This window comes from Rhodococcus pseudokoreensis (assembly GCF_017068395.1).
GTDB lineage: Bacteria > Actinomycetota > Actinomycetes > Mycobacteriales > Mycobacteriaceae > Rhodococcus_F > Rhodococcus_F pseudokoreensis.
Genome location: NZ_CP070619.1, coordinates 115,079 through 138,629 on the forward strand (window position 1 = coordinate 115,079; position 23,551 = coordinate 138,629).

The 23,551-nt window shown below is 69.2% G+C and carries 20 protein-coding genes; 8 read left to right on the plus strand and 12 right to left on the minus strand.

Translation table 11 applies throughout. The features are described from left to right. Positions 1-5 precede the first annotated feature (5 nt). The gene (locus JWS13_RS05895) at positions 6-2,429 is read right to left on the minus strand and encodes a CoA transferase (protein WP_206004936.1); all 2,424 of its coding nucleotides are present in this window, start codon (positions 2,427-2,429) and stop codon (positions 6-8) included. A gap of 93 nt (positions 2,430-2,522) precedes the next feature. Here JWS13_RS05895 and JWS13_RS05900 point away from each other — a divergent pair, with 93 nt between their 5' ends. Together JWS13_RS05900 and JWS13_RS05905 are read left to right on the plus strand one after the other, a co-directional pair. Beyond that, complete coding sequence (locus tag JWS13_RS05900) at positions 2,523-3,008, plus strand: Rieske (2Fe-2S) protein (protein WP_241032119.1); 486 nt, start codon at positions 2,523-2,525, stop codon at positions 3,006-3,008. After that, a complete protein-coding gene (locus JWS13_RS05905) occupies positions 3,005-4,120 on the plus strand; it encodes an amidohydrolase family protein (protein WP_206004937.1) in 1,116 nt (371 codons plus the stop codon). The genes JWS13_RS05900 and JWS13_RS05905 overlap by 4 nt, the downstream gene beginning before the upstream one ends. A 68-nt stretch (positions 4,121-4,188) precedes the next feature. Here the strand turns inward: JWS13_RS05905 and JWS13_RS05910 are convergent, their stop codons facing one another. Further along, a complete protein-coding gene (locus tag JWS13_RS05910; RefSeq protein WP_206004938.1) occupies positions 4,189-5,457 on the minus strand; it encodes a cytochrome P450 in 1,269 nt (422 codons plus the stop codon). A gap of 28 nt (positions 5,458-5,485) precedes the next feature. Continuing rightward, the gene (locus JWS13_RS05915) at positions 5,486-6,472 is read right to left on the minus strand and encodes a PDR/VanB family oxidoreductase (protein ID WP_206004939.1); all 987 of its coding nucleotides are present in this window, start codon (positions 6,470-6,472) and stop codon (positions 5,486-5,488) included. A 56-nt stretch (positions 6,473-6,528) separates the two neighbouring features. Between JWS13_RS05915 and JWS13_RS05920 the strand changes: the two genes are divergently transcribed. From JWS13_RS05920 to JWS13_RS05930, 3 genes are all read left to right on the plus strand, one after another. Beyond that, positions 6,529-7,881 (plus strand): epoxyqueuosine reductase, encoded by a 1,353-nt coding sequence (locus JWS13_RS05920; protein WP_206004940.1) that lies wholly within the window; start codon positions 6,529-6,531, stop codon positions 7,879-7,881. A gap of 68 nt (positions 7,882-7,949) precedes the next feature. Continuing rightward, entirely contained in the window at positions 7,950-8,165 is a 216-nt protein-coding gene (locus JWS13_RS05925) for a ferredoxin (RefSeq protein WP_206004941.1), read from the plus strand. Further along, the gene (locus tag JWS13_RS05930; protein ID WP_241032120.1) at positions 8,162-8,938 is read left to right on the plus strand and encodes an SDR family NAD(P)-dependent oxidoreductase; all 777 of its coding nucleotides are present in this window, start codon (positions 8,162-8,164) and stop codon (positions 8,936-8,938) included. Before JWS13_RS05925 ends, JWS13_RS05930 begins: the two co-directional genes overlap by 4 nt. Before the next feature lie 51 nt (positions 8,939-8,989). Here JWS13_RS05930 and JWS13_RS05935 read toward each other — a convergent pair whose 3' ends face one another. Continuing rightward, the gene (locus tag JWS13_RS05935) at positions 8,990-9,526 is read right to left on the minus strand and encodes a nuclear transport factor 2 family protein (protein WP_206004942.1); all 537 of its coding nucleotides are present in this window, start codon (positions 9,524-9,526) and stop codon (positions 8,990-8,992) included. Between the two features lie 229 nt (positions 9,527-9,755). Here JWS13_RS05935 and JWS13_RS05940 point away from each other — a divergent pair, with 229 nt between their 5' ends. After that, positions 9,756-11,060 (plus strand): ABC transporter substrate-binding protein, encoded by a 1,305-nt coding sequence (locus JWS13_RS05940; RefSeq protein ID WP_206004943.1) that lies wholly within the window; start codon positions 9,756-9,758, stop codon positions 11,058-11,060. 328 nt (positions 11,061-11,388) lie between these two features. On the opposite strand, the gene JWS13_RS05945 is transcribed toward JWS13_RS05940, so the two are convergent. The 5 genes from JWS13_RS05945 to JWS13_RS05965 form a co-directional block, all read right to left on the minus strand. Then, positions 11,389-12,147 carry an ABC transporter ATP-binding protein gene (locus JWS13_RS05945; protein ID WP_206004944.1) on the minus strand — a complete coding sequence of 253 codons (759 nt, stop codon included), beginning with the start codon at positions 12,145-12,147 and terminating at the stop codon, positions 11,389-11,391. Further along, on the minus strand, positions 12,144-14,855 hold the full coding sequence (locus JWS13_RS05950) for a branched-chain amino acid ABC transporter permease/ATP-binding protein (protein WP_206004945.1): 2,712 nt from the start codon (positions 14,853-14,855) through the stop codon (positions 12,144-12,146). The genes JWS13_RS05945 and JWS13_RS05950 overlap by 4 nt, the downstream gene beginning before the upstream one ends. Positions 14,856-15,032: 177 nt before the next feature. Next, positions 15,033-15,872: an enoyl-CoA hydratase-related protein gene (locus JWS13_RS05955; RefSeq protein ID WP_206004946.1), complete on the minus strand. Its 840-nt coding sequence runs from the start codon at positions 15,870-15,872 to the stop codon at positions 15,033-15,035. Continuing rightward, positions 15,865-16,710 carry an amidohydrolase family protein gene (locus JWS13_RS05960; protein WP_206004947.1) on the minus strand — a complete coding sequence of 282 codons (846 nt, stop codon included), beginning with the start codon at positions 16,708-16,710 and terminating at the stop codon, positions 15,865-15,867. The genes JWS13_RS05955 and JWS13_RS05960 overlap by 8 nt, the downstream gene beginning before the upstream one ends. A gap of 43 nt (positions 16,711-16,753) precedes the next feature. Then, positions 16,754-18,271 carry a carboxylesterase/lipase family protein gene (locus JWS13_RS05965; protein WP_206004948.1) on the minus strand — a complete coding sequence of 506 codons (1,518 nt, stop codon included), beginning with the start codon at positions 18,269-18,271 and terminating at the stop codon, positions 16,754-16,756. Positions 18,272-18,447: 176 nt separating this feature from the next. Between JWS13_RS05965 and JWS13_RS05970 the strand changes: the two genes are divergently transcribed. Both JWS13_RS05970 and JWS13_RS05975 read left to right on the plus strand, forming a co-directional pair. Next, the gene (locus JWS13_RS05970) at positions 18,448-20,175 is read left to right on the plus strand and encodes a class I adenylate-forming enzyme family protein (protein WP_206004949.1); all 1,728 of its coding nucleotides are present in this window, start codon (positions 18,448-18,450) and stop codon (positions 20,173-20,175) included. Next, on the plus strand, positions 20,168-20,662 hold the full coding sequence (locus tag JWS13_RS05975) for an HtaA domain-containing protein (RefSeq protein WP_206004950.1): 495 nt from the start codon (positions 20,168-20,170) through the stop codon (positions 20,660-20,662). The genes JWS13_RS05970 and JWS13_RS05975 overlap by 8 nt, the downstream gene beginning before the upstream one ends. A gap of 56 nt (positions 20,663-20,718) precedes the next feature. Here the strand turns inward: JWS13_RS05975 and JWS13_RS05980 are convergent, their stop codons facing one another. From JWS13_RS05980 to JWS13_RS05990, 3 genes are all read right to left on the minus strand, one after another. Next, entirely contained in the window at positions 20,719-21,549 is an 831-nt protein-coding gene (locus tag JWS13_RS05980; RefSeq protein ID WP_206004951.1) for an SDR family NAD(P)-dependent oxidoreductase, read from the minus strand. Next, complete coding sequence (locus tag JWS13_RS05985; RefSeq protein ID WP_206004952.1) at positions 21,546-22,475, minus strand: enoyl-CoA hydratase; 930 nt, start codon at positions 22,473-22,475, stop codon at positions 21,546-21,548. The genes JWS13_RS05980 and JWS13_RS05985 overlap by 4 nt, the downstream gene beginning before the upstream one ends. Before the next feature lie 74 nt (positions 22,476-22,549). Next, a complete protein-coding gene (locus JWS13_RS05990) occupies positions 22,550-23,548 on the minus strand; it encodes a cyclase family protein (protein ID WP_206004953.1) in 999 nt (332 codons plus the stop codon). Positions 23,549-23,551: the final 3 nt, after the last annotated feature.

The following is a 23,551-nucleotide window of genomic DNA, read 5'->3' on the forward strand; positions in this document are numbered from 1 at the left end:
AATGTTTACGGCGCGCGACGAATCCGGCGCGGCTGACCAGATTCGATCACCTCGATCGTTCGGGCCAGTCGCGCCGGGGTGGTGTAGGACTCGATCGAGCCACTCGACCAGTAACCGGCAGTGTCGGTGACGTTCACCACCGGGTTCTCTTCCACCGCTGCCGCTCCCGATCCGATCAGGTCGTCCAGGAGGCGACCGGCGCCCAACTCCTCCACGACGTCGCCGGTGTCCAGGCCGGGTCGACGGGCGGCCAGGAACGGACGCACCGAATCCTCGAACGCCCCGAAGACCGGATGCCCGATTCCGAACGCGCGCCCGATGCCCGGATGGTCGACGACAGCCAGCAGCCCGCGCCGAAGCGCGGTCGGGTCCTCGACGAGGTCGATCACCGGCACGTAGCGGTGCGCGCCGAGCCCGGCGGCACGCAGCTCGGCCACCGCCTCGGCGACGCCGCGCGCAGCGAAGTGCGCCGCCAGCCACGCGCCGAGTTGTCCGTCCGGCACCGCGACCGACTCCTCGAGCCCGGCGACCTGAGCGAGCAGGTCCCGGCCGTCCGAGCCTGCGGCCAGGTAGAACCAGCCGTCGCGGGCACGGTAGAGCCGGTCCAGCGCATGCCGGCCCATGGCCTCGGGCCCACTCGGCTCGTCCCACGACCTGCCGTCGTACCCGATCGCGAACGGCAGCTGATGCAGCGTGGCGGTCCGTGACAGCGACGCGTTGACCTGCTGCCCCGCACCGGTGCGCAGCCGGTCCAGGAGCGCGAGCATGATGCCGAAGGCGTTCAGGTGCCCGGCCGCATGGTCGTTGACCACGACGCCGAGCATCCGCGGCGCGCCCTCACCACCGGCGCGGACGCCCATGCCGGTCACCATCTGGGCGAGCGGCTCGTGACCCCGGTAGTCGGCCCGGTAGCCGCCGTGGGAGTGCAGCGACATCGTGGAGTAGATCGCCGCCGGATTCAGCTCGCGCACCCGCTCGGCGCCGAGACCGAGCCGCTCGGCCGCTGCTGGCGTGAAGTTGTGATGGACGACGTCCATGGCGCCGATCAGATCCGGCAGCAGCCCCTGGATTCTCTCGTCCTTCAGGTCGAGGAACGCCATCCGCTTGCCGCTGCTGACCGTGCGATGGCCGTGGAAGGCGGACAGGTCGTCGGTCAGCGGGTCGGCGCGGCTCGCGGCCACCGCCGGACTGTCGACCTTGAGCACGTCGGCGCCGTACTGCGCGAGCACACGCGTACTCGTCGGTCCGGCAAGCAGACTGGCGCAGTCGAGCACCCGCACGCCGTCCAGTGCGAGGTCGTGACGCAACCGCCTCTCGCTCGACCAGGAGAACCCCTCCCCGATCCAGTCGACGTCCGCCTCCGGGCCGACGCCGTCGGGCCGCGCGGAACGGCCGCGGCGCAGCTGGGGCCGACTCTCCGAGAGCAGCACCGGAAATCCCGGCTGGACCGTCGCACCGAGCACCGGGTCGGCGACCTCGATGACCGACCGACTGGCGCGTGCATGGTCGTCGGCAAGCCACGCCCGGGTGCTCTGGCACAGCCCGAAGGCGCCCTGGAGCTCCTCTTGGCAGATGCGTTCCCAGTCCCGGCCGGACCGGGTGCCGATCAGCTCCACCAGGTCCCGCACCATCTGCTCGCACACGGCGTCGTCGAGATCGACGAGCCGGTACTGCGGAAGGAACCGGTCGAGGAACCGCTGCAGGCCGCGCAGCGGCGTGTCGAAGTAGAGGTGGGTCCCGTCGGCCGCCCTCGCGGTCTGGAGCATCCGGTGCAGGCGCGCGTAGATCGGGTTGTCCGTCTTGCGGGAGACGGGGACCTCGGCGTAGGAGCCCACCGCCTGGAAGGCCGCCTCGTGGAGCGAGACCTCGATCCACGCACCCCGGCCGGTGGAGGCGCGGGTGAGCAGTGCGCCGGCCACCCGATGCGACGCCATGAAGGCCGCGAAGGTCGAGGCCATCGGGAGCGCGCTGAAGACGGGGTCACCGTCGACCTCACCGTGCCGCGCCGGGTACAGGCCGGTCGCCGCGGCGAGCAGGCCGTCCCAGCCGGGCAGCTCGGCCCGAGGATCGTCGCGGGGGAAGGCCGGCAGCGAGCACCACACCAGCTGCGGGGCGCGCTCCCGGATGGCCGCCGGGTCCAGACCCAGTCGCTCCAGGACCCCGGGGCGGAAGTTGTCGACCACGACGTCGGCGGACTCGGCCAGCGCTGCCGCACGGGCGACGGCCCCCGGGTCGTGGAGATCGAGGCGGAGCTGCCGCTTGTTGCGATACAGCGCAGCGTTCGCCGGCGAGTCCCACCGCGGGCCGTCCGGAGGGTCGATGTGGATCACGTCGGCACCGTTGTCGCCGAGGAACATCGCCAGCATGGGTCCGGCCAGGTAGTGGCCGAGATCCAGGACACGCAACCCGCTCAGTGCACCGGTCGTCATCGGGGCCACGCCCTCTATATACATAGCTACATCATTTCTGCACAATAGAAACAAAACAAGCTTCGGACACGACGGAGCAAGTCAGGAGGCCAGGTGAGCACCAGGAGGTACGTCGTCGGTAAGGCGGCCGATCTCGCCGACGGGGAGAAGATGGCCGTCGAGGTGGGCGGCCGCTCGATCGCGATCTTCAACGTCGAGGGCCGCTACTACGGCCTGCTCAACCGCTGCCCGCACCGCGGCGCCGACCTGTGCGCGGGACGGTTCCTGCCGCGGGTGACGGCGGCGGTCCCGGGCGAGTACCACTACGACACCGAGCACACCTTCCTGGTCTGCCCGTGGCACGGCTGGGAGTTCGACGTGACCACCGGCCAGTCCTACTTCGACCCGGTGGGGATGCGCGGGCGGCCCTACAAGGTCGACGTCGAGAGCGGGGCGACCATCGCCGGGATGCAGCCCGGACCGCTCCGGGCCGAGACGGTCAGCGTCCAGGTCGAGGACGACTACCTCGTCGTCGACCTCCGCCCGCAGCGGCCACAGCGTGCCCAGTCGGCCCGCACCGAGAAGCAGGAGACTGTATGATCACCCCGACCAGGCCGGCTCTGATCGAGCCCGTCGTCGACCGCGCGGGCCGCGAGGCGTTGTGGACGGGCAGCGTCATCGACGTCGATGTGCACGCCCAGGTGCCGAGCGCCGAGACGCTCTTCCCCTACCTCGCTCAGCAGTGGGTCGACTGGTGCACCGAGCGGAACTGGAAGCAGCCACAGGGTCCGCTGTCGCACTACCCGCCGAACTCGCCGCGCACCTGCAGGCCGCAGTGGCGGCCCGCCGACGGCCGCACGCCGGCCTCGGACGTGGACCTGCTGCGCCGGCACGTCCTCGACCCGTGGGACGTCGATCGCGCAATCCTCAACTGCTACTACGGCATCGACAGCATCCGCCAGCCCGATTGGCACAACGCAATGGCAGGCGCCGTCAACGACTGGCTGATCGAGGAGTGGCTGAACAAGGACTCCCGGCTGCGTGCCTCGATGGTGCTGCCCGCCCGCGACCCGGCCTCCATGATCAGGGAGATCGAGCGGGTCGGCTCGCACCCGGGAATCGTGCAGGTGCTCCTGCCGGTGCGCACCGACGCCCTGTGGGGCCGGCGGATGTTCTTCCCGGTCTTCGAGGCGATGGCCGAGCACGGCCTGGTCGCCGGACTGCACTACGGGGGCACCGCCGACGGCGTGCCGTCGACCACGGGCTATCCGTCGTACTTCATCGAGGAATACGCCGCCGAGTGGCAGGCCTTCGGCAGCCAGATCACCAGCATGGTCGCCGAGGGCCTCTTCCGGGTCGCCCCAGACCTGCGCGTCTCCGTCCTCGAAGGCGGGTTCCTGTGGCTGCCCGCATGGGGCTGGCGGATGAACAAGGACTGGAAGGGGCTGCGTCGCGAGGTGCCGTGGCTGACCGAGCCGCCGTTCGACTTGGTGCGCAGGCACTTCCGCTTCTCCACCGCACCCACCGAGGCCGGGCCGACCCCGTTGCTGGAGAAGGCGATCGGGTGGCTGCGCAGCGAGGACCTGCTGATGTTCGCCACCGACTATCCGCACGCGCACGACGACGACCTGGCCCAGTTGCTGAGCGCGATGCCGGAGTCGATGCGGGCCAAGACCATGGCGGAGAACGCCCGGTCCTGGTATCGCCTCTGAGACGGCGATCGGCGGGCCCCGTACGTCTCGCGTACGTGGACCCGCCGATCAGCGTGTCGGGGGCAGCGTCAGCGGCCCGAGACCCAAAGCCGCACCGGACCGCGGAAGTTGTACTCCGGGCGGTAGTCGAACTCACCGGCGACGCGAAGGTCCGGGTAACGCCGATAGAGTGCGGTCAGCCCGACCTCGATGTCGAGTCGAGCGAGCCACTGCCCCAGGCAGGTGTGGATTCCGAACCCGAAGTCGACGTGGTGCTTGGCATCCTCACGCTCGATGTCGAGCCGCTCGGGGTCGGGGAACCGGGCCGGGTCGTGGTTGGCCGAGGCGACGAGCAGGCGGAGCGTCTCGCCGGTACGCACCTCGAACCCGTCGATTTCGGTATCGACCGCGACCGCGCGGTGCACGCCGTGTGCGGACGGGCAGTAGCGAAAGAACTCCTCGATCGCGTTGCTCGTCAATTCGGGGCGCTCGTGCAGCAGGGTTCGCTGCTCGGGGAAGGCGTCCAAGGCGATCACCGCGTTGGAGATCATGTCGTTCGCGTTGCCCGAGGTGAGCATCACGGTGAACATCGTGGTCAGCTCGGCGTCGCTGAGTCCGGTGCCGTCCTCCCCCGCTGCGAGCAGGTTGGAGACCAGGTCGTCGCCGGGTCCGTCGGCGGCGCTTCCCGGCCGGCGTGAGCGAATCACGTCGTGGACGTACGCCTCGATGTTACGGACCGCGTCGTACGCCTCGGCGAGGTTCTCGTAGTTGGTGCCCAGCCCGCGACGCGCGGCCAGTGCCCAGCCGCGGAAGGACTCGACGTCGATGTCGGGGATGCGCAGCATCCGGCAGACCACCCGGAACGGCAGGTAGAAGGAAAGCGCGCCCAGGTCGAACGGGCCGTCGCCCTTGGCGGCGATGCCGTCGAGCAACTCCTCGGCGATCTCCTCGGCCTCACTGCGCAGCGCGTCGATGGCCCGCACCGAGAAGGCCCGGGCGACGAAGCGGCGCAGCCGGCTGTGGTCCGGTGGGTCGTTCAGTCCGAGGTGATGGGAGTCGTGCTCGATGAGATGGTCGTACATCGCCAGTTCGTCGCCGCCCAGGGCGGCCCGCTTCTCGGTGACGCGGGAGCCGGTCTGCCGCCGGTTGGAGAAGCGCTCGGTGTCGCGGAAGATCGCCTTGATGTCGTCGTACCTGGAGACCACCACGACCGGCCCGACCCGCAGCACGGGCGCGTGCGCGCGCAGGTCGGCGTAGAGCGACCAGGGATCGGCCAGCATCTCGGGGTCGAGCGCGAAGAAGCGGGTCGCCCGCTCCTCGAGGTCGCCCAGTCGGGCACCGGTCGCGGCCACGGTCATCGGCGTGCCTCTCTGTCGGTTCGGGGACTCACAGGTCGAGGACGAGGCGCGGGCCCTTGGAGCGGGAGCAGCAGATCATCATCACGTCGTTCGCGGCGCGCTCGTCCTCGGTCAGCAGGGAGTCGCGATGGTCCGGCTCGCCGCCCAGGACGGCGGTCTCGCAGGTACCGCAGGTGCCCTCGCGGCAGGACGTGAAAATGTCTACGCCTGCACGCTCGAGGACGTCGGCGATGGACTCGTCGGGTCCCACCGTCATGGTGAGGCCGGACGCGTCGAGCACCACCTCGAAGGAGGTCGTCGGGCCGTCGAGGGCACCTTCCTTGGGCCGGAATCGCTCGACGCGCAGGGCTCCGGTGGGCCACTCGGCGCACTGCGCCTCGACCGCGTCGATCAGCACGCCGGGACCGCAGCAGTAGACCGCCGTGCCCTCGACCGGCTCGCCGAGCAGTCCGGCCAAGTCGATCAGGCCGCGCTCGTCCTCGGGCCACAGCGTGGCCCGGTCCCCGTAGCGCTCCAACTCGCCGCGGAAGGCCATCGACGCTCGGCGCCTGCCGCCGTACACCAGCTGCCAGTCGGCCCCGCGGCCCTCCAGTTCGGCGATCATGGTCAGCAGCGGCGTGATGCCGATGCCACCGGCGATGAAGAGGTGGCGCGAAGCTTCCTCCAGCGCGAACTCGTTGCGGGGGCCGCGCAGGCGGACGGCGTGTCCGGCCACGACCGTGTCGTGCAGGTACGACGAACCGCCCCTGCTCTCCGGCTCGCGCAGGACGGCCACCCGCCACGACGACAGGTCGGCCGGATCGCCGCACAGCGAGTACTGCCGCTCGACGCCGTTCCCGAGCACCAGATCGACGTGCGCACCGGGCGTCCACGCGGGCATCGCACCCCCGTCGGCGCGCACCAGCTCGAACGAGCGCACACCGTCGGCCTCGGCGACGACTGCTCGCACGGTCGCATCGAAGAGCCGATCCGGGTCGGCCGACAGGGGATCCCTCAGTACTCCGGTCTGTGTCATCTCGATAGCCCTCGACATCGTTGCTGTAAAAACATTAGAAATCATAGTAACATGTTATGTACATAACATTGATCGACGAGAGGGTGGCGAAGATGGCCCCAGAGTTCACCCGCAACGGCCTGCAGCGCGCAGCGCTGAAGTGGGGGCATCAGTTCAGCACTCTGCTCTACCCCGTCGCGCGCAAGACGCTGCCGTATCGCCCGAAGATGTGGTGGATCCCGCGACTGCCGATCTGGGCCCACCCGAGGCGCGCACCGCACAGTCGCCCGTGGAGCACGCCGGTCCCGGCACCGGCCGACGAGCTGCGCACCGGCCCCGGCGTCCAACTGATTCCCGAAGCGCAGCAGCGCGCGTTCGACGAGGCTCCGCTGCACGACTTCATCCGCCTCCACCCGGAGATGCGCGGAGAGCACAGCCCCACCGGCCACATGTGGATCTCGCTGCTCTCGACGTCGCCGCGTGTCCAGGGCGCCGCCCGCCGCCGCGCGCAGGCAAACCGCCGCCCCGAAGCCACCGCACCGGCCGCGCGGGTGACGCCGGCAGCACTCACCGAGGCGATGAAGCGCGAGGCGGCGCGCCTCGGCCTCGCCGCGGTCGGCGTCACCGCCTACGACATCAAGTACAACTACGCCGAGTACCACGGCCTCGCCGTCGGCGACACGATCATCGTCGGCATCGTCGAGCAGAACTTCGACTCCACCCAGATGTGCCCGAGCCTGCGGTCGGAGAAGGCCGCCCTCTCCGCGTACGCGGGACTCGAGGACCGGATGCGCCTGCTCGCCGAGTGGATCCGGGAACAGGGCTACGCCGCCAGGGCCGAAGGCTTCGTGGGCGAGTCCATGGTGATCCCGTACGCCGTCCAGGCAGGGCTCGGCCAGCTCGGGCTCAACGGCCAGTTGTTGACGCCGAACGCCGGGTCGCGCTGTCGCATCGAGGTGATGTCGACCGACGCGCCGTTCCTCCACGACACCCCGGTGGACTTCGGAATCGAGGGCGTGTGCGACAAGTGCCAGATCTGCGTGCGCCGGTGTCCGGCGGGCGCGATCCCGGCGATCCGCAAGGAGAGCCGCGGCGTCGTCAAGGCGAAGCTCAACACCAAGCGCTGCCTGCCGGTGATGGGCAAGACCGCCGGCTGCTCGGTCTGCATGAAGGTCTGCCCCGTGCAGCGGTACGGCCTCCCCGCCGTCCTCCAGGAGTTCGAGGCCACCGGCCGCGTCCTGGGCAAGGACACCGACGACCTGGAAGGCTTCGACTGGCCACTGGACGGCAGGCACTACGGGCCCGGTGAGCGGCCCCGGCTCGCTGCCGAGGTCTTCGAGACGCCGGGCTTCGAGTTCGATCCGGGCCGCAAGGTGCCGCTGGACTGGGTGGACCCGACCGGGACGAACACTGAGGCGCTCGGCTACTGAGCCGACGAAACGCCCCGCATGACGACGTTTCCATCCGCTGAGAACCCCCACAACCCAGGAGAAGCCCCATGAAGCTCGCCGTCGACCTCAATCAGTGCGAAAACCACGGTCAGTGCACGTTCGCGACGCCGTCCCTCTTCTCGCTCACCGACGAGGGCCTGTTGTCGTTCCGGTCCACGGCCCAGGACGAATACGTCTCCGCCGATCTCACCGAGGCCGACGCCGAGGCGGCGGCCGCCGCCGTCGACATGTGCCCCATGCAGGCGATCAGCCTGCGCGGGTGAACGCGCCCGTGAGCGGGACCTGCCGCCGATTCGACGACCACGTGGTCCTGGTGACCGGGGCGACCAGCGGCCTGGGCGAGGCCTGCGCACTGCGACTCGCCGCGGAGGGCGCCGACGTGGTGGTCACAGGCCGGCGCGCGGACCGCTGTGCGGAAGTGGCCGAGGAGGTGCGCCGGCACGGCGGGCGATGCCTCAGCGTTCCCGGCGACATCACCGACCCCGCCCATCCCGGGCGTCTGGTAGAGGCGACCCTGGCCGAATTCGGCCGGCTCGACGGCGCCGTGAACAACGCCGGAGTCAGCCCAGCCCCGCGACCGGCGGCCGAGTATCCGGACGAGCTGTGGAACGACACGATCGCACTGGACCTGACGGCCGTATTCCGCTGCCAACGTGCGGAACTCGAAGCGATGGTCGCGGCCGGCCACGGCGCGATCGTCAACGTCGCCTCCTACGCAGCCACGACGGTTCAGACGCGGGGAATCGCCTCCTATGCTGCGGCCAAGCACGGGGTACTCGGCCTGACCCGGTCGGCGGCACGCGACCATGCGGCCGACGGGGTGCGGGTGAACGCGGTCGGACCCGGGCACATGCGCACGGCGATGATCGACCGGCTGCTCGACCCCGAGGGCGAGGAGCGGCTGCGGACGCGCATTCCGATGGGCCGCATCTCGGCCCCGGAAGAGGTCGCCGCCGTGGTGGCGTTCCTACTGTCTCGGGACGCCTCGTTCGTGACGGGGCAGATCGTCGTGGCCGACGGCGGACTCTCGATCTGAACCGAACGGGACCGGGTCGATCGGCTGAGCCCGCCGCCAGGCATGGGAGCCTCAGCCGATCGACGTCGCGGTCTCCGGGTTCTCCGGCCACTTCAGGCGCTTGTACAGCGGATCGTTCTGGTCGCGCGTGCCCCGGAAGTGGCCGCCCGGCACGGCATTCTGGCAGGGCACCGTCCCGTCCCACTCCATCACCACGCGGCGGTAGGTGATCTTCCAGCCGTCCTCGGTGCGCTGGAAGTAATCGAGATAGCGCCCGATCGACTGGTAGAGCCGGTCTTCGGCGGTCTGCATCCAGTAGGCGAAGTACGACTCGCCGTATGCCTCGTCGCCCTCGACGTCGAAGATCGACTGGCCCATCAGGTGGTAGATGAAGCTGGAGGCCGACGTGAAACCGGGGTTGTTACAGATGAACTCGGCGAACTCCTCGCGGCTCCCCCGGAAGCGGCCGTGGTCGTCGAAGGACTTCTCGGAATAGCAGGCCAGTATCCCGTCGCGGTCCATCCGGTCCACGGCGCGCTCGAGCTTGGCCACCAGTTCGGTGAGCTCCATCTTGTCGGCCAGCAGCGCCAGGTCAAGCGTGGCAGTCATGTATCACTCCTTCAGCCAGAACGTCGACAGTTGTTGTCAACTTATGCTCAAAAGAGGCTAGCGTCATCGGTCCACATCGTCCAGCACGTGCGATTTCTCTATTTCGGAGTCGTAATCAAGTGCGTTTACTGTTATGTAATAAGTAGACAAGTGATGCTCGTCTCATCTATGTTCCCTTCAGAGGACACCCGTCGCCCGATGACGGGACCCGAACACACGAGGAGCATCGGTGTCATCCAGGATTCTCACCCTCAACAAGGCAATGCGGGTCGGTGCCGTGTTCGCCGTGGCCGGCGTGGCCAGCGTGGCACTCACAGCGTGCGGCGGCAGCAGCAACGACACATCCACGTCAGGCCTCAGCAGCGGCGGCAGCTCGTCGAGCTTGACCGGAACGCCGATCAAGATCGGTTATGTCGCTTCCAAGTCCGGCGCCCAGGCCACGAACGGCCTCGCGGCCGAGGCCGTCGCACACGCCTGGCAGGAGTCCACCAACGCAAGCGGCGGCATCCTCGGTCACCCGGTCGAGATCGACATGGTCGACTCCAAGAACACCGTTCCGGGCGCCACCTCGGCGGCCAAGGCATTCCTCGCCGACGACAGCGTCGACGCCATCTTCATGACCGATCTGGTCGCCGAGGGGGCGATGGCTGATCTGTTCAAGGACACTCCTGTCCCGGTGATCAGTGGCGGCGGCTCCAGCGACCTGCTCTGGTCGAAGGTCCCCGGCGTCTTCCAGAACGTCTCCGGTTCGGACTACACCATCAAGTCCTACATCGACCAGTCCAAGGCGGCAGGTGCGAAGAGTTTCGGCTGGGCCGCCTGCGCCGAGGTCGCCGTCTGCGCGACCAACGGTGAAAAGGCCGAGGACTACGTCAAGTCCATCGGCATGACCGCGACCGGCGTGCAGCAGTTCTCGGCGTCGGCCACCGACTACACCGCCCAGTGCCTGGCCTTCACCGGCAAGGACACCGATGCGATCGCGTTCAACATCGGCTATGCCGTCGGCGCCCGTGTCGCGACCGACTGCCTGCAACAGGGCTACGACGGCATCTTCTCGGTCATCAACTCAGGTTTCGACCAGGAGGCGTTCAGCAAGGTCTCCGGCTTCAAGTCGGCCGGTGGCACTCAGGGCTTCCCGTGGTGGTCCGACGACGCGAAGGTCGTGGCCTACCGCGACGCCATGAACAAGTACTCGCCCGACGGCGTCTACACCTCGGGTAATTCCACCGCCATCTGGTCCAGCTTCGAACTGCTCCAGAAGGCACTGGAGAACGCCAAGCCGGCCGAGATCAACCGGTCGACGGTGATGGACGCGATGTACACCATCAAGGACGAGACCCTCGACGGCCTGCTCCCGGAGCCGATCACCTACACCAAGGGCCAGCCCTCCAAGCCGGTCGGCTGCAACTGGCTGTTCACCTTCAACGCCGGCGACGACAACCCCGAGGGCATCGCGCCGGCAACGTCCGGCAACAGTGCGACGGGCGACCTCGCCAGCACCTGCGGCGGCTACCTGCCCGGCCTGGGCATCTGATCCACCGCACACACATCACCGAAGGCCCGCGTCCTCCGTCCGGAGGGCGCGGGCCTTTGCCTATCTCCTCCGTTGGGCCGCGGGCCTTCGGCCATTTCCTACGTACGGCTCAGGGTGGGTGCCGGTGCATACCCGCGCTCAACTCCCTACCCCGGCAACCGGATCACTTTGCGCCACAACACTGCCCGCGACTCGACCGAGCCGACCCGCTGGAACGCCGCGGCCCCGTGCCCGGGGCGTAGTTCGAACGACCTGGACCGCGATGAGGCTCGACGCAACTGAGTCCGCCCCCGATCGGGGGGCGGACTCGGTTGCGTTTGCGGGGGACTCAGGCGGCGCCGTCGCCGATGTACTGATCGAGGACGTTGCCCTGAAGCAGGGTCTCAGCGCTGCCGTCGTAGGCGATCTCGCCGCGGCGCAGTACGTAGGCGTGGTCGGCGATCGACAGGGTGCGCAGCGCGTACTGGTCGACGAGGAGTAGCGCGACGCCCTTCTCGCGCAGGGTGCGGAGGAAGTCGAAGACCAGGTCCACGATGATCGGCGCCAGTCCGAGCGAGGGCTCGTCGACGAGAACCAGACGCGGGTTGGCGACGTAGGCGGCTGACAGCGCGAGCATCTGCTGCTCACCGCCCGACATGGTGCCGGCCTTCTGGTTCAGCCGCTCGCCCAGACGCGGGAAGACGCCGGTCGCGATCTCGATGCTCTCCTGGGCGTTGAATGCGTTGGACTGCATCAGCAAGTTCTCCCGCACGGTGAGGTTGCGGTAGACGCCCCGGCCTTCGGGTACGTGGCACAGTCCCGCGCGCGAGCGCCGCGCCGCCGAGGTCCGCGTGACCTCGTCACCGTCGATCAGCACCTCGCCCGACGAGGGTCGAATCAGCCCCGAGGCGACGCGCAGCGACGTGGTCTTGCCGGCACCGTTCGGGCCGATCAGGGCCGTCACCGAACCCGGCTCCACCCGCAGGGACACATCCCGCAGCACCGAGGTGGTCCCGTAGCTGGCGTTGACATTGCGCAGTTCGAGGGCCGGAGTCCCGGTGAGGGCGACTCCCCCTGCGGCCTCGGTCGTCGTCTGTCGTTCGGTCATCGGACCATCTCCTCGATGAGGTCGTCGGCGATCTCGATCTCGGCGTCGGTCTCGGAGCCGAGATACGCCGCCTGGACGACGGGGCTGTTGCGGACCTCGCTCGGCGTGCCGTGGAAGAGCATCTTGCCGAAGTCGAGGACGTGGATCTGGGCGCAGATCCTGAGCACGAGAGCCATGTCGTGCTCGACCAGCAGGATCCCGCAACCGCGGGTCTCGACGATCTGGGTCAGGGTCTCGCCGAACTTCTCCGTCTCCACCGGATCCAGGCCGGAGGACGGCTCGTCCAGCAGCAGGACGTCGAAGGGGCCGCTGAGGCAGCGGGCCAGCTCGACGAGGCGCCGCTGTCCGGTGGAGAGCTCGCCCGCGTTCACGTCACGCAGATCTGCGATCCCGCACAGCTCCATCGCGTACTCGGCCGCCTCCCGGGTCGCCCTGCGTTCCTTCCGGGTCGCGATCAGTTGACCGCGCAGGCTGGAGCCGGCCATGCCGGACTCGACGCCGAGCGCGACGTTCTGCGCCACCGTGAGCGAATCCGCCAACTGCATGAGCTGGAAGGTCCGGCCGAGACCGCGGCGGCCGCGGGCGGCGGCACCGAGGCCGGTGACGTCCTGGCCGTGCAGCATGACCTGGCCGGTTGTCGGGGTGAGCAGGCCGCTCGCCGCGTTGAACAGCGTGGTCTTGCCCGCACCGTTGGGGCCGATCAGACCGGTGATCTGGCCGACCGGAGCCGTCAGCACCGCCTTGTCGAGCGCGGTCCGACCGCCGTACTTGATCGTCAGGTCGCGGATCTCCAGGCCGGTCGCCGCCGACGGGATCTGCCACGGATCGTCGGCGACGGCGACGTTCGGTGCCTCCTTACGACGCCGGAAGTGGGTCTCGATGAAGTCGCGGGCACGCTGCGGGAGGGTGTCCGCGCCGCCGCGGGTGGCGATCATGATGGCGCCGACGCCGAAGAGCACGCTGAGCCACGGCGTAGCGGTCTCGCTGTGCCAGTACGCCGGGATCATCGCCGAGACGACGCCCACGACCGCGTACCACGGCTCGCGGAACGGCATCAGTGCCAGCGTGGCGACCAGGACCAGCGAGTAGTAGGCGGCGTAGTTGCTGTCGCCGAGCACCGCGTAGTGGATGGTGCTTCCGTAGAGCGTGCCGCCGATACCGGCGATGTAGCCGGCGATGCAGAAGACGATGAGGCGCAACAGGTTGGTGTTGAGTCCGAGGGTGCGCACCGCGAGCGTCGCCTCCGACAGTCCGCGCAGCACCCGGCCCAGCCGGCTCTGGTGGATGAGCACCATCACGAGTGCGGTGACGACGAAGAAGGCGAGCACGATGTAGTACCACGCCTCGTCGCCGGCGTCGCCCGGTCGCGGCATCGGCAGGCCGGTGCCCGTCGTACCGAAGAACCAGCTCTTCTGGTAGAGCCAGGCCTCCGCGGACAGGCCGAAACCGAGTGTGGCCAGGGCGAGGAAGAGTCCCTGCAGGCGGATGGCCGGCAGTGCGAGCAGCGCCGCCACCGGGACGACGACCAGGGCGGAGAGCAGAACGCCGACCAGCCACGGCAGACCCCAGTGAGCACTGATCTGGGCGAAGGTGACGGCACCGATCGCGGCGAAAACGGCCTGGCACAGCGAGACCATGCCACCGGTGCGTACGACCAGACCGAGCGAGAGCAGCACGATCGCCTGCGTGAGGCCGACGGTCAGGAAGGTCAGGTTGGAGGAGAAGATCTGCGGACCGAGGAGCAGGAAGATCAGCACGACGGCACCGCCGATGAGACGAGTGCTGGGCGGGCCGTGGTACGGGATCTTGGGCGCCTGCTCGGCTCGCGCCGGCGTGTCGAGGTGCCGCTTGGGCGTCACCATGAGAGCGACGATCAGGACGATGAAGGGCAGCGCCGTCGACATGCCCTGCAGGGACGGGATGTCGATCGCGAACTTGGTGAAGAGGCTCGAGGCGACGCCGATCACCAGCGCGCCGACGTAGGTCAACGGGATGTTCGAGAACCCGCCCAGGGCGGCGGCGCCGAAGGCCTGTACGAACAGGAAGGTCATCGCGACCGCCTCGATGCCGGCGGTCGGAGCGATCAGCACGCCCGACAGTGCCGCGAGCGAGGCGCCGATGCCCCAGGACAGCCGCTGGACGGCCTGCGGGCTGGTGCCGTGCAGGGCGACGAGGTCGGGATCGTTGACCACCGCGCGCATGGCCAGGCCGACCCGGCTGAAGCGGAAGAAATAGAACAGCGCGGCGACGATCACCAACGAGATCACGATGATCGTCAGCTGGGCATAGGTCACGTTGACGCCGGCGATCCGCGTGATCGTGGTGGCGCCGGGCAGGAACGGCTCGGGCCGCAGCGGGTTGAATCCGAACTTGACCGTGGACAGGCCCTGGACGAGCAGGACGATGCCCACCGTGGCCACCACCTTGAAGGCGGGCCTCTGGTTGCTCAGTTTGAGACTCACCGCAGAGAGGACCAGGCCGCTCAGCGGGCCGAACACCAGGACCGACAGCAGCATCGCGAGCCACCAGTTCATGGCGAGCTCGACATGGAGCCAGTAGAAGATGTAGGCGGCCGCGGCGGCGATCGCGCCATGGCCGATGTTGAACAGGCCGGACGTCTTGTACGTCAGAACCAGCCCGGTCCCGGCGAGGCCGAGCACAGATCCGGTCACCAGTCCGGCGACGATGAAGGGCAGGAGAGTGTCCACGTAATACCTCGAGGTTGCTGGGAACGATGGCACGCGCCCCGGGACCGGGCGTCAGGGTCTATTGATGTTCTATGAATCCCACAATGATTCGTAATGGTCCTCTAATAATGCTTAGAGATCTGGGTCACGTCAATCGTCAGAGCGGACGAATACGACAGAAAGGTTGTCGCTCTCGCGTCACGAGCCGGCAGGCGGCGGAGTCGCCGCGCCGACGATCGCGGCTCGCTGCGCCGCGCTGAGCCCCCAGCGGGGTGGGCGCCGCTCGACGAACGCGGCAGTGCCCTCCGTATGGTCCGACGAGCCGCGCACGACGTCCATCGCCTCTGCGGTGACCCCCCAGCCCAGCTCCTCACCGGGCTCCTCGATCCGCTCCAGTCCGCGCAGGATCTGGGCCACCGACTCGGGTGCGCTCGCGATCGCATCCAGTGCGAGGTCGAACGCGGTCCGGAGCACCGCTCCGGGCTCCACCAGCCGATTGACCAGTCCCAGGTCGTAGGCGCGCGCGGCATCCAGACGGGCGCCGGTGAGCATCATTTCGACGGCCACGTTGCGGGGCAGTCGCGCCGGAGCGCGCATCAGTCCGCCCGCGCCCGGCAGCCGTCCCCGAGCGCCCTCGGGGAGCGCGAACCAGGCGTTGCACGACGCCACTACGAGATCGGCCGCGAGCACCATCTCGAAGCCGCCGCCCAGCGCAGGCCCGTCGACCGCGGCGACGAGAGGCTTGGTGCGGGAGCGCCGGATCATGCCGTACTGCCCGCCATCGGCGGTATGCGGGCCCGCGCCCAGGACGAGATCGCTTCCGGCGCAGAAGAAGTCGCCGGCCGCTGCCAGGACGCAGACCCGAAGGTCGGGATCCGCCTCCAGCCGGGCGAATGCCGCCTCCAGGCCGAGGGTCATCGCCGGGTCCACCGCGTTGCGCTTGTGTGGTCGGTCGAGGGTGACCTGCAGCACCGGTCCGACTGCCCGGACACGGACCGCGCCGCCGGGCCGTCCCTCCTCCGCACGAGGATCAGTCATCGAAGGGCTCGGGCCAGTCCAGCCAGGTGGTCAGCGCCCGACCGGCGACCAGTGCGCGCTCGGCCTCGCTCAGCGCGGGGAGACGAGCGACGAAGACGTCCGACAGCTCGGCATAGGGCACCGTCAGCCGCGACAGATCGGATCCGAAGAAGACACGTTCGGCGCCGAACGACTCCACCAACCGGTAGATCGCCTCGGTGATGGACGGGAACGGGTGCGGCTCGCGTAGGAAGCACGGCAGCGCCGATGCCTTGACCGCGATGCCGGGATAGCGGCCCAGGTCGGCGAGCGGCGCCACCGCCTCGGGCAGGGGAACCTCGGCGGTCTCGACGGCAGCATGGTCGACGGCGATCTTCAGACCCGGGAACTCCTCGGCCAGTCCGGCGTAGAGCCCGTAGCGACCGGGGGCGTAGATGCTGAGGGGCACGCCGTAGCGCTCGGCGGCCGCGAAGAACCCGCTGCGTCGCGCCGCTTCCAGCGTCCCCTCGACGTCGCCGCGGTTGAGCGACATCCTGATGGCCCGCATCCCCGCGATGTCGCGCCACTGCGCCAGCCGCTCGACCGCTTCCGGGTCGCCGGTGGCGAAGCGGCAGATCGCGCCGAAACGCGCCGGGTCGGCCGCTGCCACCTCGAGCACGTAGTCGTTGCGCGATCCCTCCCAGGTCGGCCCGAGCAGGAGAGCACCGCTGACCCCGGCAGCGGCCATCTCGTCCAGCACCTCGGGCACCTCCAGCGGAACGGGCCGCTGGGGCTCGATGGCGTCGAGGGGCCAGGGACGGTCCGGCGTCGAGGCCTTCCAGACATGGATCTGAGCGTCGATCAATCGAGTTGGAGTCATGATTCTAGGATCATAGCGTCATCATTTGTCCACGAGAAGGATCTCAGAACGCGATACCCTGCCAGGCCCGTCTGGCGAACGCCAACGGGTCCTGCACCAGCGAGTCGGTGACGTCGAGGCGGCAGAACGTCCTGTCCTCGCCATATGCCGGCCACCCGGGCTCGCCGGTCGCGACGAACGCGACCCAGGCGCCGTGCATCCGGGTGGCCAGCTCCCGCGGCGCGCCGGCACCGCGCAGCTCGATCCCCCAGGGATCGTCCAGGGTGTCGAAGACGAAGGGGACCTCGAGTGTGTGGCAGGCGCCCAGCCGGCCGTCGAACGTCGTCGGCCGCCAAGCGAATTGGTAGGCGTACGACGCCTTCCCCGCCGCCTGCCGAGCCTCGAGGAGCCGGTCGGTGGGGGCGATGCAGAACCAGTCCGACTGCACCGCCACGAACAGCTCGGCCGGCGTCGCCTCGGGCAGCTGCTCGTGGTACGTCGCGAGCATTGCACCCGGGTTCTCGCACAGCCTCGCCGTGGTGGCGGTGAGCACCTGGGCGGTCATCGCGTCGGCCAGGCCGGTGGGTGCCACGAAGAGCCCGTACTCCTCGGCGTTCACCCCGATCAGCAGGTCGACGTCCGCGGCGGCGCCGGCCGCGATCGCGTCCACCGGGTGCTCGGGCAGGAAGTCGCCGTCGACCACCGGCTGGAACACCAACCGCCGGAACTCGGCGAAGCGCGGGTCCTGGCCGGAGGTCAGCCGGGTGATCACCGCGTTGGTGGCGGTGTGCAGCTCCGCGACCGGGACCTTCGTCAGGGCAAGGGCATTCGCCTCGACACCGAGCTCGACGCCCAGCTCGGCGGCGACGGTCTCGGCCCGTGCCCGGGTGTGCACGTGATGCCCGGACCCGCTCTGCGAGATGGCCCGATGGAAGAGCCCGCGCGCGCTCGGGACAGCGAGCAGGGTGCACACCGCCATCGCGCCTGCGGACTCGCCCGCGATGGTCACCCGCAAAGGATCCCCACCGAACGCTGCGATGTTGTCGCGGATCCACTCCAGCGCCGCGACCTGGTCACGCAGTCCGCGGTTGGCATGGGCATCGGGAAGCAGCGCGAAGCCCTCCACTGCCAGCCGGTAGTTGATCGTCACGGCGAGTACGCCGTCGCGTGCGAACGCCGAGCCGTCGAAGGCCGTGGTGGAACCGGCGCCGGTAGCGAATCCGCCGCCGTGGATGAAGACCAGCACCGGTGCGCTGCCCTCCGGATCCGGCGACCAGAGGTTGAGGTTCAGGCCGTTCTCGCCGTCCCGGTGCGGGTCCGGTAGCAGGGCGTCGATCACCGCGGAGCGCTGTGGCGGGGTGGAGACAGTCGGCCCCCAGTCGGTGGCGTCCGCGATTCCCTGGTGCGGCACCGGAGGGCGCGGGGCGTCGAAGCGGGCCTCGCCGACCGGCGGTGCGGCGTACGGGACACCCTTGAAGGCCCAGCCACTGCCGGTGCGCGCGCCGCGGAAGGCGCCCTGCGCGATGCTCACCACCCTCGTCTCGGCCGCTTCGTCCACCACTGCCGTCTCCGCCTCTGACATCGGTCGCCTCCCTGTCGTGCTCGTGCCGCGGTCTTGCTGCGCGCATCGCGCTTGTACTTATTTTGCTATTATGTACAACTATTGCAGAAGTCGCGCTGAGACGCGACCGGCCTCCGCCGGACCGAGACCTGTCCGCGGCGGGCGCTCGAGAGGCATTCGCGAAAGGTAGCGCCACCATGACCCTGGACGAGACGACTCGACTCCGGCTCCTCACCGCACCCGACGGGGCGTTCCCCTTGACGGAGATCGCCGTCGACGGCGTGCGCCTGGAGATGTTCGACCGCGATCCGCGCACGATGCGCGACGCCTTCCTCGCCACCCGGGAGCACCGCAACCGGACCGCGGTCGTGTACGGCGAGGAGCGCTGGACCTACGAGGACCAGTGGCAGGAGGTCGTGGCGCTCGCCCACGCCCTGCGCGACGAGCTCGGCGTGCGCAAGGGCGACCGGGTCGGCCTGGCCATGCGCAACTACCCGGAGTTCATCTTCACCTTCTGGGCGACCCAGCTGCTCGGTGCCGTGCTGGTGCCGTACAACGGCTGGCTCCGCACCCGCGAACTCGCCGACCTGATCGCCGGGTCGGGACCGGTGGTGCTGGTGGCCGACCGCGAGCGCGTCGCCCTGCTGGCGGAGGAGGATCTGGCCGCCGCCGGTGTACGCACCGTCATCGGGGTCCGGGCCGAGGACGCCACCGCCACCGAGCGCGGACGCAACGCGGTGATTTTCTACGCCGACCTCGTGCGGCGCGCCGGGCACCCGGCCGAGCCGCCGGCCGAGGAGGTCCGCCCGGAGGACCCCGCCACGATCCTCTACACCTCGGGCACCACCGGGAAACCGAAGGGCGCGCTGCACCGCCACCGCAACCACTCGGCTTCCCTGCTCAACAAGCTGATCCGCGCCATGCGGGTCGTGCCTGCGACCGCCACCGAGCCGCTCCAGGTCCTGCCGCCGGCTCCGTCGACGAAGCTGATGACGTTCCCGATGTTCCACATCGCCGGGATGAACACGCTCTACACGGCGGCGTACTCGGGCCACACCCTGGTGCTGATGTACAAGTGGAACGCCGAGCTGGCGGTCGAACTGGTCGAGCGCGAGGCGGCCAACGAGATCGCAGGACCGCCGTTCGTCATCCAGACCTTCCTCGACGCCGTCGCAACCACCGAGCGCGACCTGAACAGCCTGCGCATCATCGGGATGGGTGGCTCGGCAGCGTCCCTCCAGGTGGTTGACGCCATACGGGAGCGCTTCGGCGACCAGATCACGCCCCGCACCGGGTACGGCCTGACCGAGACCACCTCGGGTGTCCTGTCCATTCCGGCCGGCGACTTCGCCCGTCATCCCGACAGCGTCGGGCGCCCGCTCCCCACCGTGCAGGTAGCCATCCTGGGCGAGGACGGTCGCTCTCTCGCGACCGGCGAGGTGGGTGAGATCGCGATCTGCGGACCTCAGGTCGTCAGCGGCTACTTCGACCTGCCGGACGCCGAGGACTTCCGCGACGGATGGTTCCACACCGGTGACCTCGGCCGGATCGACGAGGAGGGCCTGGTCTACATCACCGGTCGCCTCAAGGACGTGGTCATCCGCGGCGGCGAGAACATCTACTGCGCCGAGGTCGAGGCCGCGCTCAACGCACATCCCGACCTACTCGAGGCAGCCGCGTTCGGCGCGCCGCACGCCGCGCTCGGCGAGGAGCTGGTCGCGGTCGCACGTGTCCGGTCCGGCAGCAACCTCGAGCCGGAGGAGCTGCGCACCTTCGCCGCCGAGCGCCTGGCCGCCTTCAAGGTGCCTGCGCGGATCGCGATCGTCGACGCCGAGCTCCCCCGCACGCCGAGCGGCAAGATCGTCAAGCGCGACATCGCCACCACGCTCGACGTCGCCGACCTGCTCAACCCCGTCGATGCCTGAGACCTCGGGCGCGGAGCTGCGCTGGAGCATCCGGGCCAGCTTTCTCCGCTACGTGGCGGCGCTGCCGGACGCACGGGCGTCGGTGTCCGACGGCGCGCGGCTGACCCGCGACGACCCGCAGCTCGTCGTCTATCCGGCGGACCCGGACGCGACCACCGATTCGACCCTGGCCTTCCGCGGTGACCTGCGGCTGTCGGGTCACGGCGGGCTGCTCTTCGTCCGCCTGGCCGGGCCGCGGATCGAGCTGGGTATCGACGGCGGTACGGCGGTGCTCAGCGTCGAGGACCCGACCTCCGAGGACGGGACCGGGCCGCGCCTGCCGCTCGTCACCGTGACCCTGACCCGGACCGAGGACGGCTGGTCCGGCTCGGACGCCGCGCTCACCGCGGACGGCGTGGCGCTGTTCAACCACGTCTACCCCGCCGGTGCTCCGTTCGACCCGCTCGAGATCGTCACCACGGCCACCGCGGCCCACGTCGTTCTTTGAGCGCCCTGGATCCTCGTCGAGGCGGGGATCCAGGGCGCCGGGGTCGGAGGTCCCGATCAGACCTTCAGCTCGGGTTCGGGAGTGTCGACGTTGAAGACGATGCTGTTGCCGCCGTCGACGATGATCGTCTGACCGGTGACGTGGCCGGCCAGCGGCGAGCTCAGAAACAGCAGCACGGCGGCGATGTCCGAGGGATAGGCGACCTTGCGCAGCGGTGTCTTGTCCACGTTGGCGACCACGAGGTCGTGGGTCCAGCGCGGGTTGGTCTGTTGCCGCGGCGTGCGCACCACGCCCGGGGCGGCGGCGTTGACCCGGATGCCCAGCGGACCGAGTTCGACTGCGGACGTGCGTACCAGCGACATCAGTGCCGCCTTCATCGCGCCGTACGCGCTGGTCTTCGGAGCGCTGGTCATCCCGGCGACGGAAGCGACGAAGGAGATCGAGCCGCCGGTGCCGGTCCGCTCCCAGAACCGGCCGGCGTACGTGAGCGCGAGGTACGCGTGCTTGAGCACGATGTCGACGTGGAACGTCCAGTCGTCGTCGGTCAGGTCGACCAGCGACTTGTACATCGCCAGCCCGACGATGTCGACCACGCCGTCCAGCCGGCCACACTGTTCCTCGACGAAGCCGAAGAGCGAGGCGATCGCCTCTCGGTCGGTGATGTCTCCCGTCCAGGCAAGGCCGCCGACCTCCGCGGCGACAGCGGCGGCGCGTTCCTCCTCGCGATCCACGCAGACGACCGTCGCGCCGTTGGCCGCCAGGGCCCGGCATGCCTGCAGGCCGATGCCGAACCCGCCGCCGAGGACCACGTGGACCTCACCGTCCAGGCGCAGCATCGACGCGTAGTCCGGGCTCCAGTCCGCGTCGCGGTCCACCCACTCGGTCACTTCGCGGCCACCGTCGTCTGCTGAGTGGTCTGTTCCGGGTCCTGATCGGGATCCGCCGAGGACTCCCGTTTGCGCCACTGGACAGCGCCGTCCTCGACGGTCGCGTGGGCGACCCGGCCGCCGTGGATCTCCGCCCAGTGGGAGTGGTTGATCTGGTGCAGGCTGAAGCAAGCCTGCAGTGCGTTGTGGAAACCCATGTTGTCCTGGGTCTGGTTGACCGCTTCCTTGATCATCAAAGCGGTCATGGTGGGCCGCTTGGCGATTTCGCGGGCGTAGTCGAGAGTGCGCTCCTCGAGCTCGTCGGCGGGGAAGATCTTCTGGACCATGCCGAGGAGGTGGGCCTCCTCGATCGTGACCTCGCCGCCGGTGAGCATCAGCTCCTTGGTGCGTCGCAGGCCGAACTCCCAGGGGTGGGCGAAGTACTCGACGCCGCACATGCCGAGCCGGGTGCCCACCGGATCGGCGAAGGTCGCGCCCTCGGCGCCGACGATCAGGTCGCACGACCAGGCGAACGTGAGTCCCGCCGCATGCACCGGTCCTTGGACCGAGCAGACGGTGATCTTGCGCAGGTTCCGCCACCGCAGCGAGTTCTGGTAGTAGAAGTGCCACTCCTGGGTCATCCGCTTCTCGGCGCTGACCTTGGTCGCTCCGTGGCTCTGGAACGTCGGGTGCTGATCGGGACCGGCCTCGCGCTCCACCGCCCGGTCAGGCGTGCCCATGTCGTGCCCGGAGGAGAACGTCATACCGTTGCCCGCCAGGATCACCACACGCACGGTGTCGTCGGCCTCGGCACGGAGCATCGCCGCGTCGAGTTCGACGAGCAGGCTGCGGTTCTGGGCGTTGCGGTAGCGGGGACGGTTCAGGGTGATGCGCGCGATGACGCCTCCGTCCAGCTCCTCATAGGTGATGAACTTGTACTCCGACATGAGCGTCCTCTCCGGCGCGACGACCGTGTCGCCCCATTCTTCGATCGATACATAGAAACAACATAATTGCGGTCCTACTTGACCGCGATCGGGTTCAACGGCGAGCCGACGGCTCCCGTCACCGTCAGTGGCTGGGCACTGAGGAAGAACTCGTAGATGCCGTCTGCGGCGCAGTCGGCGGCGAGCTGATCGAGGTCCCACATCTCACCGATGAGGACACCGGCGTTGACCAGGAAGATCACGTGCAGCGCGAACTTCGCCTCCGGCAACGACTCGCTGGGGACCGACTCGAGCCCCCAGGTGTCGGAGGCGACCGCCGCGATCTTGCGCGGGAGCAGGTAGTCGGCCGCGCTCACGCCCAGCCCCGGCGCGGGACCGGCGGCGTAATCGCCCCAGTGCTCCTCGCCCTCCTCGCGCCGGCGCCGCATGTGACCGGTGCGGATCAGCACGATGTCGCCCTCGCCGATCTCGACGCCCTGCGCCTCGGCGCAGGCCTCCACGTCGACGTCCTGGATCGCCGCCTCGGGCTCGAGCCAGTCGACGCCGTAGAAGCGCGGAAAGTCGAGCAGCACACCGCGGCCCACCACCCGGTCGCTCACCTGGGCGATGCTGTTGTGCACGGCCCCCTGGCTCGTCACCGTCTGCGGACCGTGACCGTTGTAGGTGACGCCGTCGTAGAACACATGGCAGAAGGCGTCCCACTGGGTGGCGCACTGCAGCGGCATGTAGATGCCGTCGTCGGTGGACTGCATCCCGTGCCGGGCGTTGTCCCAGTCGGCCAGTAGGTCGCCGCCGTGCTTGTACATCACGTGCTGCGGGTTGACCCGTGCCGACCGTGCCGGCATCGGCCCGTTCCGGTCGAGCGGGATGGCCAGGGAGAACGACTTTCCGGTGCGGATCAGCGCACCGGCAGCGGTTATTCGCTCCCGCGTGATGTAGTTGAGTGAGCCGGCCTCGTCGTCACTCCCCCAGCGCCCCCAGGTGCGGTAGCGCTGGGCGATCTCGTCGAGTTGTGCCTTGCTGTAGCTGCGCCGGGGCGAGACAGTCGGGCGGGTGCTGATCGTCTTCTCCATTCT